The 13,027-nt window shown below is 44.5% G+C and carries 9 protein-coding genes; 5 read left to right on the top strand and 4 right to left on the bottom strand.

The features are described 5' to 3' along the window. Window positions 1-59 precede the first annotated feature (59 nt). From IXB50_RS08655 to tig, 4 genes are all read right to left on the bottom strand, one after another. Window positions 60-905 (bottom strand): alpha/beta fold hydrolase, encoded by an 846-nt coding sequence (locus tag IXB50_RS08655; RefSeq protein WP_215608555.1) that lies wholly within the window; start codon window positions 903-905, stop codon window positions 60-62. A gap of 147 nt (window positions 906-1,052) precedes the next feature. After that, window positions 1,053-2,399 carry an ATP-dependent protease ATP-binding subunit ClpX gene (gene clpX, locus IXB50_RS08660; protein ID WP_215608556.1) on the bottom strand — a complete coding sequence of 449 codons (1,347 nt, stop codon included), beginning with the start codon at window positions 2,397-2,399 and terminating at the stop codon, window positions 1,053-1,055. A 12-nt stretch (window positions 2,400-2,411) separates the two neighbouring features. Further along, window positions 2,412-3,098, bottom strand: coding sequence for an ATP-dependent Clp endopeptidase proteolytic subunit ClpP (clpP, locus tag IXB50_RS08665; protein WP_281413256.1), 687 nt, complete (start codon window positions 3,096-3,098; stop codon window positions 2,412-2,414). 305 nt (window positions 3,099-3,403) lie between these two features. Beyond that, window positions 3,404-4,780, bottom strand: coding sequence for a trigger factor (gene tig / locus IXB50_RS08670; protein WP_215608558.1), 1,377 nt, complete (start codon window positions 4,778-4,780; stop codon window positions 3,404-3,406). Window positions 4,781-5,660: 880 nt separating this feature from the next. On the opposite strand from tig, the gene IXB50_RS08675 reads away from it, so the two are divergent. The 5 genes from IXB50_RS08675 to IXB50_RS08695 all read left to right on the top strand — a co-directional run bounded on the left by IXB50_RS08675 (window position 5,661) and on the right by IXB50_RS08695 (window position 12,981). Continuing rightward, entirely contained in the window at window positions 5,661-6,689 is a 1,029-nt protein-coding gene (locus tag IXB50_RS08675) for an aspartate-semialdehyde dehydrogenase (protein WP_215608559.1), read from the top strand. 205 nt (window positions 6,690-6,894) lie between these two features. Next, window positions 6,895-7,797: a 4-hydroxy-tetrahydrodipicolinate synthase gene (gene dapA, locus IXB50_RS08680; protein ID WP_215608560.1), complete on the top strand. Its 903-nt coding sequence runs from the start codon at window positions 6,895-6,897 to the stop codon at window positions 7,795-7,797. A gap of 140 nt (window positions 7,798-7,937) precedes the next feature. Next, a complete protein-coding gene (locus IXB50_RS08685; protein ID WP_215608561.1) occupies window positions 7,938-9,812 on the top strand; it encodes a ribonuclease J in 1,875 nt (624 codons plus the stop codon). Window positions 9,813-10,391: 579 nt separating this feature from the next. Next, window positions 10,392-12,413: an Rne/Rng family ribonuclease gene (locus IXB50_RS08690; protein ID WP_215608562.1), complete on the top strand. Its 2,022-nt coding sequence runs from the start codon at window positions 10,392-10,394 to the stop codon at window positions 12,411-12,413. Window positions 12,414-12,417: 4 nt separating this feature from the next. Beyond that, complete coding sequence (locus IXB50_RS08695; RefSeq protein ID WP_215608563.1) at window positions 12,418-12,981, top strand: ribonuclease HII; 564 nt, start codon at window positions 12,418-12,420, stop codon at window positions 12,979-12,981. Window positions 12,982-13,027: the final 46 nt, after the last annotated feature.

Genomic DNA, 13,027 nt, shown 5'->3' on the forward strand with positions numbered 1-13,027 from the left:
ATAAGATGCTTTGAACCTTGATAGGTAAGACATTGGAGTTACTTTACAAGTCTTGGATCCTAGTCCAATCTTTCGCGATGTAAGAAGCCTTGGATTATGGATAAATAAGTAGTTGCATCTTCCAACATAGGAAAATGACCAGTTTCTGGTACCTCAACATACTCAATGCAAGTATTCAAAGAGGCTGCTTGACGCCCTAGCTCGGCAGGAGTAATTTTGTCGTATTGTCCAGATATCATCAATGTAGGTATGTTAATACTGGAAAAAGCTGTAGGCATTGTATCTGTAGCATGCTTGCTTACTGATGCCTTCAGGGTGCCCATGGCCGTAGCTGTATCAGCCTGTAGGAAATCGTTCAGAAATACTTTTTTGTCAGCGTAGGGAATTTGCCCCTTTAAAAAGCGCGACATAAATATTTGGGGAGCCAGTGGAATATGGGCTAGCCAAGATGGTCGAAATGCGACGACATAGCTACCAAATCGCTGAAAGGCTTCAAAGGCATGTTTGTCATATTCAAAGGAGCCATTGCAGGTCAAAATCGCTTTGTTGACCCGTTGGGAAAAGCAATTGAGAAAATAAAGTGCGACTGAGGCTCCCATTGAATGGGCAATCAGAAATACATCTTCTAACTTTAAGGCGTTCAATAAACATTCAAGATCGTCGGCGAAACTCTCAAGCATGCCTAGCTCAGGGGGCATGTTTGGAGTAGCTTTTGATCGACCAAACCCTCGTAGGTCATACAGCAGACAATCAAAGTCATGTTTCATAACTTTAGCTGTACTTTCCCAGTAACGTGCTGACCCACCCCAGCCATGAAGAAATACTAATGTTGGGCGATGTCCCGGAGGTCCATCACAAATCCATTCGTAATAGTGATCAACACCGTTAAGTGTTATGTAGGCCATGGAACCCTGAAACCTTAACAACTTCCCAATTAGGATGTCACCTAGTGAGCATAAACCCTTATAATCAACGGTTTTAATTAAACCTTGTCCACATCCAGGATGAGGATTTGCTTTAAGAGAAGCTATAGATTTTGATTGGGATGTGGTTTAAGCAGACTCCGGTTTTGGCAATGAAGACGGATGCATCAAAAGTTCAGCTGTAGAACGCTTTTCTACCATTTCACGAGTAATTTGAAAGCGCTTCATATCTTTTCTAGAAGGCAACTCATACATGAGATCGAGCATAATTTCCTCAATGATACTACGCAATGCTCGAGCACCAGTTTTACGCCGATATCCTTCCTGAGCAATCGCCCGAATAGCATCTGGCTTGAAGTCAAGACTTACATTATCCATGAGCATTAACTTCTGGAATTGCTTAACCAGGGCATTTTTGGGCTCTGTCAAAATAGCCATTAAGGCTTCTTCATCGAGGGGATTTAGAACGGATATTGCTGGAATTCGACCGATAAATTCAGGGATCATCCCAAACTTGACGATATCGTCAGCTTCCAGGTTTATCAGGATGTCAGCTGAACGCTTGTCTCGATTAAACTGCGTTTGAGGCTCACCTGAACCTTGTACAAAGCCCATTGATTTCTTGCCAATGCGCTGTTCAATAATTTTCTCTAGACCGACAAACGCACCACCGCAGATAAATAAAATATTACTAGTGTCGATTTGAATGCAGTCTTGATAAGGATGCTTACGACCACCTTGGGGAGGGACATTGGCAACGGTGCCTTCTAACATCTTTAGCAATGCTTGCTGGACACCTTCACCAGAAACATCTCGTGTGATGGACGGATTCTCACTTTTACGAGCAATTTTATCAATCTCATCGATGTAAATAATGCCTCGTTGAGCTTCTTCTACATCGAGATCGGCTACTTGTAATAGTCTGAGTAGAATATTTTCTACATCTTCTCCCACATATCCGGCTTCAGTTAGTGTGGTTGCATCGGCTACAGCAAAGGGGACATCCAAGATCTTGGCTAAGGTTTGAGCTAGTAAAGTTTTACCTGAGCCAGTTGGGCCAATCAATAAAATGTTGGATTTTTGTAGCTCTACGCTATCTTCTCCAGGATCACCCCCTGATTGAACGTAGCTTAATCGCTTGTAATGGTTATAAACCGCTACCGATAGGACTTTCTTCGCCTCGTTTTGACCGATAACGTGTTCGTCTAGATAGGCTTTAATATCCCGAGGTTTGGGGATTTGATTTAGGGAAATATGGGATGGAGATTTGCGACCACGTTCAGGTGGGTGTTCGCGTCGTGGTGCGGGGGGAGTAACTGCAGAACTAGAGTCAAATAGCTCTTCGTCTAAAATTTCGTTGCAAAGGTCAACACACTCGTCACAGATATAAACTCCTGGACCAGCAATTAGCTTTCGCACCTGTTCCTGAGACTTACCGCAGAAGGAACATTTAAGATGGGAGTCATACTTAGACATATTTGCCCTAACCTAGTGCGTTAACGTCAAATTGGTAGCAGCATCGCGCGAGACTACGGTGTCAATCAAACCATAGTCAGCAGCTTCAGCAGCAGACATGAAAAAATCTCGCTCGGTGTCTTCTGCGATCTTGTCCAAAGGCTGCCCAGTATGGTCAGCCAATAACTCGTTTAATCGCTGCTTTAAGTACAGGATTTCTTGAGCCTGAATTTCGATATCAACTGCTTGACCTTGAGCACCACCCAAGGGCTGATGAATCATGATTCGGGAGCTTGGCAAGGCCATACGCTTTCCCTTAGCTCCGCCTGATAGCAAAAATGCTCCCATGCTGGCAGCTAATCCAAAGCAGATAGTGACGACATCTGGACGAATTTGCTGCATCGTATCGTAGATTGCCATACCTGCTGTGATGGAGCCACCTGGAGAATTTATATAGATTTGGACATCTTTCTCAGGGTCTTCCGCATCCAGGTACAGTAGTTGGGCAACAATTGAGTCGGCCAGGGTATCGTCAACACCACTACCAAGAAAAACGATACGCTCTCTTAGCAATCGTGAGTAGATGTCAAACGCTCGTTCGCCCCGACCAGACTGTTCAAGTACTACTGGCAGCATATTAGTTGCTTCGTCAGTTCCAGCAGCAGACAATGAATGACCAGACAAATCTGGCACTGTCTTACTGCGGTAGAGATGAAACATTGATGAATACATATATGACTTAACGGCGTATAGATATATTATGCCCTATCCCTTTCCTGGTCTGTCGATAAAGGGATAGCCCCCATACTGTAGCGAAAACCGACCAATTTCAACAGTAACTAGAAGGAGATTTTTAAAATCTTCGGATTACCTGGGAGTACGCATATTAATGTAATCCCCTGTCTCGTTGGCCACGTCTGCTTCTAGGAAGCTTTTATCTCTAAAAGAATTTGATCAATCTTAGCTAAAGATGAAACTATGGTTCAGTTGCCTGCCCTATGACTGGACAGGCAATTGAAACTTACTTATTCTGCTTCGTTGTCAGCGATAGCGGCTAAAGTTTCCGATTCCTCTTCCTGACTGAGGCTGCCTTCAGGAACCAACTGAACAGTTGCATTCTCAGCTAGCCACGTTAGGATTTGTTCCTTTAATAAATCTTCGTTGACAACTTGCTTGAGACGGTCTTGGTCAATATTTGCAGGATTGTCCACTTCCTCCATCATTTCCTTCATCCGGGCTGATACAGCTTCCTGCTCGACACTGATGGATTCTTGCTTTGCTACTTCTCCTAACGCTAACGTGCGACGCAGACGCTCAGTTGCCTCAGGTTTTGCGTTTTCACGCATGTTTTCGACCAACTCCTTGGTCAAAAATTTATTGATGTCAATACCCTGATTAGAGAGCTGCATCACCGTTTGGGTGACGATATGGTCGACTTCTCGCTGTAATAATGTCTTAGGAATTTCTACTTCTAAGTGGGTGATCAACTCATCTAATAAGGCCTTTTCCGTATTGGCTTGAGTGATGTCTTTGGCTTCCTTTTGAAAGCGCTCTTCCAGTGACTGTTTTAATTCTTCTAAGGTCTCGAATTCACTGATTTCTTGGGCAAGATCATCATCAAGATCTGGGAGTTCGCGTTCTTTGAGGTCGTTAAGAGTGATGCTAAAGATAGCTGGCTTGCCAGCTAGATCTGCCTGGGGATATTCGTCAGGAAATGAAACTTCTACATCCTTAGTTTGTCCAAGTTCCATTCCAACAATGCCTTCGACAAATCCTGGGATAAATCGTCCTTCTTTGATCTCAACTTGAAATTCACTGGCGCTGCCGCCTTCAAATTCCTCTGGTTCTTTGTCGTTTTCAACTATTTTGCCAACGAAGTCAACGACAGCAACATCTTCCTCCTGTGCTGGTCTATCTTCAACAGGAACTAAGCTAGCTAGGTTTTGCTGATAGCTTTCTAGGGTTTCGGTGATTCGCTCAGCTTTATAGGTAGCTTCTTCGGCTTTGACCGATAAGTTTTTATATTGCTTGAGTTCAGCTTGGGGAGGAACGTCTACTGATGCTGAAATAGTTAACGACTTACCCGGTTCAAACTCCTCAATTAAGCTTTCAAAGCCAGACCGTAACTGATAGTTACCCAAAGCTTCAATTTTTTCTTGGGCAATAGCTTTATCAATGACTGTCTGTACAAGCTCTTCAAGGGCCGCAGCCTTGAGTCTGGTTGCTCCCAATTGCTGCACCAAGATTTGACGCGGTACTTTACCTTTGCGGAACCCAGGAATATTTGTCGTCTTCATATACTTGCGCAGCGTTTGCTCATAGGTCTGCTTAGATATGTCTGCGGGAACTTCAATTTCTAAGCCAACCTGGCTATCGGGCAATTTTTCCTGGATAACTTTCATTGGAGATTTCTGTTCTAGTTATTGTTGCGCAGTGTTTGTAATCAAATCGACTGATGTAAAGTTTTAATCTATTTTTTGGAATAGGTTACGTTGCTTCAGTCGAATGGTGTCGTGATTTAAGGACTAAGACAGTCTTTCCTTAGAAATCATTAAGTGTATGAGGAATACGTAACACAATGCTTGGTGCATTAGCTGCAAGTGCAATTAGCTATATTACCTGATTATTCCTATCTAGGACTGTAGTAGAGTCATTGATGTGTATTTAAGAAGTTAGCTTCTTCTCTAGAACCTAAATTTAGGTCGAAGCAGAAAATGAAGGGCAATTGGTTCTGGCTCACTGTTCCGGAGACTTAACCTGATGAATGTAGTACTATGTCAGATATGACCAAATACTTTGTTAAAGTTTCACCTGCTAAAAGCCTTGTACAGCAACATGATTAACTGCTTTTAGTAACTGATTGAAACTTTTGAAGCTAATGTTAGGTCGGTTGTTCCTAATTGAGCATTACATTTGTCGCAAACTTTATTGATGTTTGCTAAGTGGCAAAAGCACTGGTTACCCTAGATTGTATTGGTATATCCCTAGTGTTTATAGTTAGATAGTTAAATCTAAATCGCTACAAAGGATTTTTAGTTTGGGCTGTGTCTCTTGTTAATCCCTTAGCTCTTATGGATTTATTGGACCTCCTCAAAGAAAAAATGATTTACATCCGAGACCTACTTAGAACCACTTATATAGCAAGCTCATGGAGTAATTTAAGTATTTAATGGTTTCTATTGATATAGGTCACTCGCTCAAAATCGTTAACCGTAGGTGGGTGGGCTTAGTTTTTAACTAATGTTCATAATGAAGTTTTGAATAATTAGGAGGTTATATCTTTTGCCTGAAGCGTATCGTGTAGCAATTATGGGTGCTACAGGTGCCGTCGGTACCGAACTTCTAGAACTTTTGGAAGAGCGTAACTTCCCTATTAAGGATCTCATTCTATTGGCTTCACCACGTTCTGTAGGAAAGGAGCTGATGTTTAAGGGGCAGTCCATTAATGTCAAGGCTATCAGCGATGCAAATTTTGCTGATATTGATCTAGTTCTTGCTTCAGCTGGGGGGGGCATATCTAAAGAGTGGGCACCTAGGGCAGCAGCAGCAGGTGCTGTGGTGGTTGATAATTCCAGTGCCTTTCGGATGGATCCGTCTGTTCCACTTGTTGTGCCGGAAGTTAACCCTGAAGCTGCTCTGAGTCATACAGGTATCATTGCTAATCCAAATTGCACAACTATTTTGATGAGTGTGGCCCTTTGGCCATTGCATCAGTGTCAGCCGATTAGGCGCATTATTGTAGCTACTTATCAGTCTGCTAGTGGTGCTGGTGCGCGTGCAATGGAGGAGGTCAAACAACAAGCTCAGGCAATCTTGCAGGGTAAGGAGCCATCTACTAATGCTTTTCCCTACCCGTTAGCGTTTAATTTGTTTCCTCATAATTCTCCTTTGAATGAGCACGGGTATTGCCAGGAGGAGATGAAAATGGTGAATGAAACCCGCAAGATTTTTGGGGTTTCTGACCTGCGTGTAAGTGCTACCTGTGTTCGGGTACCCGTTTTGCGCGCTCATTCAGAAGCTATTAATCTTGAATTTTCTCAGCCATTTGAAGTAGATAAAGCACTGAAACTTTTGCAGGCGGCGGCAGGTGTCAAAGTTGTCGAGGATTGGCAGGCAAACTACTTTCCCATGCCTATTGAGGCTAGTGGCCAGGATGATGTCCTGGTTGGTCGAGTTCGCCGTGATTTGTCCCATGAATGCGGGTTAGAACTTTGGCTTAGTGGCGATCAAATTCGTAAGGGAGCAGCGCTTAATGCTGTGCAAATTGCGGAATTGTTAATCAGTAAGCAAGCCCTAAAGATAAAAGCTTAGGCCTTAAGCTTTGGTGGTTTTCCGTTGCGTTCATTTTGGGACGATTTTGAACCGGTAGGATGCTTTTTAATTGCTGATTGATAATGTGATCTATTGATACGACTCATGGGGCTAGTCCATGAAATTTATCTATTGGTTAATTCTTTGAGGGCAGGATTTGAAAGGCTTTTTAACATGGTTTTGATGTAGCGAGGATGGATAGAACGTGACATATTTTGGACGAGTACTCACGGCAATGATTACCCCTTTTGATCAGACAGGAGCCGTCGATTATGAGTCTGCACGACATTTGGCCTCTCATTTGGTCAGTCATGGTACAGATACCATCGTAGTGTGTGGAACTACCGGGGAGTCACCTACCCTTAGCTGGTCGGAGGAATATGAGCTATTCAAAGTAGTCAAAGCTGCTGTTAGCGATCGGGGTAAGGTTATTGCTGGGACAGGATCAAATAGTACTCAGGAAGCGATTGCAGCAACTCAAAAAGCGGCTGAGTTAGGCTTAGATGGCACTCTGCAAGTAGTGCCTTATTACAATAAGCCGCCTCAAGCTGGGTTGCTGCAGCATTTTAGTGCGATCGCAAAAGCTGTCCCTGATCTATGCATCATGCTTTACAACGTTCCAGGCCGTACTGGACGAAATTTAGAAGCACCTACCGTAGCCAAACTGGCAGAGATTCCAAATATTATCGCGATCAAGGAAGCCAGTGGAGATTTAGATCAGGTGAGTGAAATCTGCCGTTTGACACCAACCGATTTTGCAATTTATTCAGGTGATGACTCCTTAACATTGCCGATGCTTTCGGTGGGAGCTGTGGGAGTAGTCAGTGTTGCTAGCCATTTGGTAGGTGACGCGCTTCAGCAAATGATTCGATCGTATGAGAAAGGTCAGGTGCGTGCTGCTAGGGATATGCATCTTCAGCTACTACCCCTTTGTAAAGCTCTATTTGCAACGACCAATCCAATTTTGATTAAAGCGGCAATGCAACTTCAAGGATGGTCTGTTGGTTCCTGTCGTCTACCTCTAAGTGAGGCTCCTGTTGGCATTGTGGACGAACTCAAGACTCTGATGAGTGAGCTAGAGCTACTACTTCCGGCAGCCATTGTATGAGTAGGCTCCTCATAGAGAAATTGACTCTAGCCAAAATATTTATCTTCAAGGACTTATGCACGTCCCATAGTTAGCTTTTTTCGACAGCAACTTTCCTTTAAACGTTTTTACGCAATTTTTGATCTTTCATTAAGGAACCTATGCGCCAACGATCTAGAACTAGCCAACGCTCCAGAACTATTACTACTAAAGATGATCACCAGAATGGCAGCCAACGAACTCGCAATACTGCTCCAAAATCGGCGGCTAAACCTATTAAGCAAGTAAATAAAGAAACCCTTAAAATAATTCCCTTGGGTGGCTTACATGAGATTGGCAAAAATACTTGTGTCTTTGAAATTAATGACGAAATTATCTTAGTAGATGCGGGTTTAGCCTTTCCATCCGATGAGATGCATGGCGTCAATATTGTGCTTCCAGATGTTACTTACCTGAGGGAAAACCATAAAAAAATAAAGGGTATGATCGTTACCCATGGTCATGAGGATCATATTGGAGGTATTGCCTTTCACCTTAAGCAGTTCGACATTCCTGTTATATACGGACCTCGACTTGCCATGGCGCTACTGGCTGACAAGTTAGAAGAAGCAGGTGTATCTGACCGCACAGAACTACGAACGGTAAGACCTCGCGACGTCGTTAAGCTTGGACAATCATTTGAGGTTGAATATATTCGTAACACTCACTCTATGGCTGATAGCTTTACCGTAGCTATTCGTACTCCAGCGGGTGCGGTTATTTTCACGGGCGACTTTAAGGTTGACCATACCCCTGTGGATGGTGAGTATTTCGATTTTGCTCGGTTAGCTGCCTATGGAGAAGAAGGCGTACTGTGTTTAATTAGTGACTCTACTAATGCTGAGGTGCCGGGACATACTCCTTCTGAACGCTCTGTGTTCCCAAATTTGGATCGGGCCTTTAGCGAAGCCTCAGGACGTCTGATGGTTACTACATTTGCGTCTTCTGTGCATCGAGTCAATATGCTATTGGAGCTTGCCCAAAAGCATGATCGCTCAGTTTTTGTAGTGGGTCGCTCCATGCTAAATGTGATTGCCCATGCTCGTAATCTTGGTTATATCAAGTGCCCAGACGATTTGTTTAAGCCTTTAAACACGCTTAATAGCTGCCCTGATGAGAAGGCTATGATCTTAACGACTGGGTCGCAGGGAGAGCCAATGGCTGCCCTTACCCGTATTTCCAATGGATCCCATCGTCAGATTAAGGTCCGTTCTGGGGATACGATTATTTTTTCAGCCAATCCAATACCCGGTAATACGATTGCAGTTGTTAACACGATTGATAGACTGATGGCTCAGGGGGCAAATGTAATCTACGGTAAGCGTCGAGGATTGCATGTATCTGGTCATGGAGCTCAAGAAGACCAAAAGCTTATGTTGGCATTGACTCGCCCGAAGTACTTTCTACCCGTTCATGGTGAGCATCGTATGCTAGTCAAGCATGCAGAAACAGCTCAAAGTATGGGTGTACCAGCCGAGAATATGGTGGTTATTCAGAATGGCGACATGGTGGCCGTTGATGATGATCAAGGTATTCGTATTGCTGGTAAAGTTTCATCCGGGATTGAGCTGGTAGATTCGTCTCGCAATGGCATTGTTGGCCGTACGGTGCTCAAAGAGCGTCAACAGCTTGCTGAAGATGGCATCATCACAGTGTCAACTACTGTGGCTAGTAACGGCAAGTTGCTAGCTCCACCTACTGTTCACTTACGGGGTGTGGTTACTAAGCATTCTCAAGCTGATTGGGATACGAAAATCAATCAGGTAGTGGCCTCTGGATTACGAAGTCGTTGGAATGAGGTCATTGATACCTCTGGCAAGCAAACAACTGTTCGATGGGATGGGTTGCGATCTCGTCTTGAAGAAGAAGTGCGCCATTGTGTAAGACGTGAGTTACCCAAGCGTTATCCTTTGATTGTGTTTCTTTTACAGCCCATTGAAGCTGAGGGATCGCTGCAACCGACAGAGTTACCTAAAAAACGTGCTGTAGCTGTCTAATGGAGAATGATGAGCTTGGATTTAGGGAGGTTGGTTTTTGACTAAGACTTTCATTTCCTCGATCCAAAGTTCATCTAATCTCTTCTTATTGCTCTTTGTATAAGTTTATGAAAATATATCCTTCGAGAATTTTAAAATAAAAAGATCAAAAACCTGGTCATATGTACATGCTCAAGCTATAATCCATTGCAACTGAAGCTGCCGTAGGATAACTACAGAGTTTGTTAGCTGCAGCTCAACCAACGGCGAGTACTGACCAGTTCCGCTTCTGTCAGAACACTTGCGATTGCAACGTACTAGCGACGCTTACGGTCTGTCTTGAGGCCACAGTACTCTTAATCGGATTTATCTAAACGTCACTTCTAGCTGCTAAGCAGTGAAGTTTTTGGATTCCTGCGGTTTTCTCTGTAGCCTGCCCATGGCCTCAATAGAGCCCAGTTGACTTTTAATTAAGTGTCAAAGGGTTTAGGTGCGAGCGGCTGTCTTAGATTTAAAGGATTAAAGGATTAATCGTTGAGCTTATCGTATGTCGGCCCCGGTAATTATTGGGCTGAATACATAGGTTTTTGAGGAAATTGGATGCCTAAGCAGATCATTATTGCGGAGCAGCATCGAACTGCCGCCGTTTTTTCGGAAGATCAAATTCAAGAATTGATTGTGGCTACCGGTAGCCACCAAGTGGGTGATATTTATGTAGGTACTGTTGAGAACGTTTTGTCAGGCATTGACGCTGCTTTTATCAATATTGGTGATAGTGAGCGTAATGGTTTTATGCATGTGTCCGATTTGGGGCCGCTAAAGTTAAAGCGAGCCCCAGGGCCTATCACTGAACTAGTTGCACCTAAGCAAAAAGTGCTAGTGCAGATTATGAAAGAGCCTACGGGTAATAAGGGGCCTCGTTTGACCGGTAAAATTACCTTGCCAGGGCGTTATCTAGTGCTAATGCCCTACGGAAGAGGTGTTAACCTTTCTCGACGGATTCGTAATGAGGCTGAGCGCCATCGATTGCGAGCCTTAGGTATTTTAACTAAGCCACCTGGTATGGGGCTGCTGGTGCGTACTGAAGCCGAAGGCGTGTCCGAAGAGGCCATTATTGAGGACTTAGAAGCATTACAGAAACGCTGGAAGATGGTTCAGGAAGAGGCTATGGCTACTCGTCCTCCTGCTTTGCTGAATCGTGATGATGACTTCATCCAGCGCGTTTTGCGAGATGTTTACAATGCTGATGTGAATCGCATTGTGACTGATTCTGATATCGGTATGCAGCGTGTAAAGCAGCATTTATCAAGCTGGAGTGGTGGACGTTTGCCAGCTGGTGTTTTGGTGGATCATCATCGTGCTGAGTCTCCGCCGATTCTGGAGTACTTTCGTGTTAATGCTGCGATTCGTGAAGCTTTAAAGCCACGGGTAGATTTGCCGTCGGGAGGGTACATCATTATTGAGCCTACCGAAGCCCTTACGGTTGTTGATGTGAACTCCGGTTCGTTTACTCGTTCAGCGACAGCTCGGGAGACAGTGCTTTGGACAAACTGTGAGGCTGCTGTAGAGATTGCTCGGCAATTGCGTCTGCGAAATGTGGCTGGTGTGATCGTGGTTGATTTCATTGACATGGAGTCTCGGCGCGATCAGATGCAAGTTCTAGAACATTTTGGTAAAGCATTGCAGGCTGATAAAGCACGTCCCCAAATTTCTCAGCTATCTGAGTTGGGGCTAGTTGAACTAACTCGAAAGCGTCAAGGGCAGAACATATACGAGTTATTTGGTTGTCCTTGTCATGCCTGTGGCGGTTTAGGGCACCTTGTTCAGTTGCCTGGAGAAGCACCTGTCGAGGTTCAACAGTCGGCTGTGACAAGTCGTGTCGTTTCCCTGCCTAGTGCTCGAATAGCTCGCCAGGATCGTTCAGATAGTCTGGAGCCAGATCAAAATCTGAAGTCCCTTGACTTGATGAACCACCCTGATTATCAAGATAAGGCTAATGGACGTAACCGTCGCCGACGTCGCCGTGGTAATGAAGGCCCCAGTACTCGTAGTGGTCGACCAGCAGCACCACCACCCAAGTTGGCTAATAATAATGGTGGCAGTATTAGTCCAATAATTGGCTCTGCGCCGATTTTGGCTCCTGATAGTCCACGAGAAGAGATATCTTCAGAGTCTTCTGTTCCATCGGCTCGTGGTAAGCGTTCCCGTAGTAGAGGTCGTAAGTCAGAAGTTCCTCCGCAGTTGGTTACGGTAGCTTTAACACCTGATGAACAGAGAATTTATGCAGAGATGGGAGTATCTCCGCTAGTTCGGAGTCAAGAAGATGTTAAAGATACGAAGAATGTAGTCGTTTCTGTAGTTTTGCCTGGTGAAGTTCCTATCTCTGTTGAACCGGAATCTGATAATTTTGGCGGTTCTCTAGAGTTAGAGCGAGATATTGAGGCAGATCGTTCTGATATAGCAACGGTTGGTAATGTAAGTAGGTCTGATGAGGCTGAGATTGCTACGCTAGATGTTACTAGTGATCAGCAGGATTTGTCAGAGTCGGCTGAATCCTCTGAATCGGAAGCTCCTGTCACTCGTCGTCGTCGTCGTCGTCGTTCGTCTGCTACGGCAGGCTAATCAAATGGTAACGGCGGGTGTGGATGAAGTTGGGCGTGGCGCTTTGTTTGGTCCTGTTGTTGCTGCTGCCGTCATCTTACGGCCTCAGGATGAAACTTGGTTGCGGCAGCAGGGTGTTACAGATAGTAAAACTATCACTCCAAAAAAGCGTCAAAGCTTGGTCCCAATTATTCTATCGGTTGTTGTTGATGCTCAAGTTGGGTGGGTTTCTGCTCGTACGATCGACCAAATTAATATTTTGCAGGCCTCATTACAGGCAATGCGAAATGCTATTAGGCGTCTGTCTCCTCAACCAACCCAATGTTTAGTAGATGGCAATCAGCCTATTCCTAGGTTGGGTATTAAGCAACAGACAGTGATTAAGGGAGACCAAATGTTGGTGGAGATCGCCGCCGCCAGTATCCTAGCGAAGGTTTGGCGCGATACCCTAATCATCCGTTTAGCGCGTCGTTACCCAGGATATGACCTGGCATCCAACAAAGGCTACGGTAGCCCCAAACATCTGGCTGGACTACAGATACTAGGGCCTACTCGTTACCATCGCCGTTCTTTTAAGAGCTGCCAATAGCCATTGCTATTGAACTGATAGACGGGTTAATTATGCTTATCTTGCT

It is taken from the genome of Leptothoe spongobia TAU-MAC 1115 (assembly GCF_018739885.1).
GTDB lineage: Bacteria > Cyanobacteriota > Cyanobacteriia > Phormidesmidales > Phormidesmidaceae > Leptothoe > Leptothoe spongobia.

Excerpts from the sequence above, each read along its gene's own strand:
- clpP (WP_281413256.1), bottom strand. The coding sequence starts at position 3,098 with ATGTTTCATCTCTACCGCAGTAAGACAGTGCCAGATTTGTCTGGTCAT.
- clpX (WP_215608556.1), bottom strand. The coding sequence starts at position 2,399 with ATGTCTAAGTATGACTCCCATCTTAAATGTTCCTTCTGCGGTAAGTCT.
- tig (WP_215608558.1), bottom strand. The coding sequence starts at position 4,780 with ATGAAAGTTATCCAGGAAAAATTGCCCGATAGCCAGGTTGGCTTAGAA.
- IXB50_RS08695 (WP_215608563.1), top strand. The coding sequence starts at position 12,418 with ATGGTAACGGCGGGTGTGGATGAAGTTGGGCGTGGCGCTTTGTTTGGT.
- IXB50_RS08685 (WP_215608561.1), top strand. The coding sequence starts at position 7,938 with ATGCGCCAACGATCTAGAACTAGCCAACGCTCCAGAACTATTACTACT.
- IXB50_RS08690 (WP_215608562.1), top strand. The coding sequence starts at position 10,392 with ATGCCTAAGCAGATCATTATTGCGGAGCAGCATCGAACTGCCGCCGTT.
- IXB50_RS08655 (WP_215608555.1), bottom strand. The coding sequence starts at position 905 with ATGGCCTACATAACACTTAACGGTGTTGATCACTATTACGAATGGATT.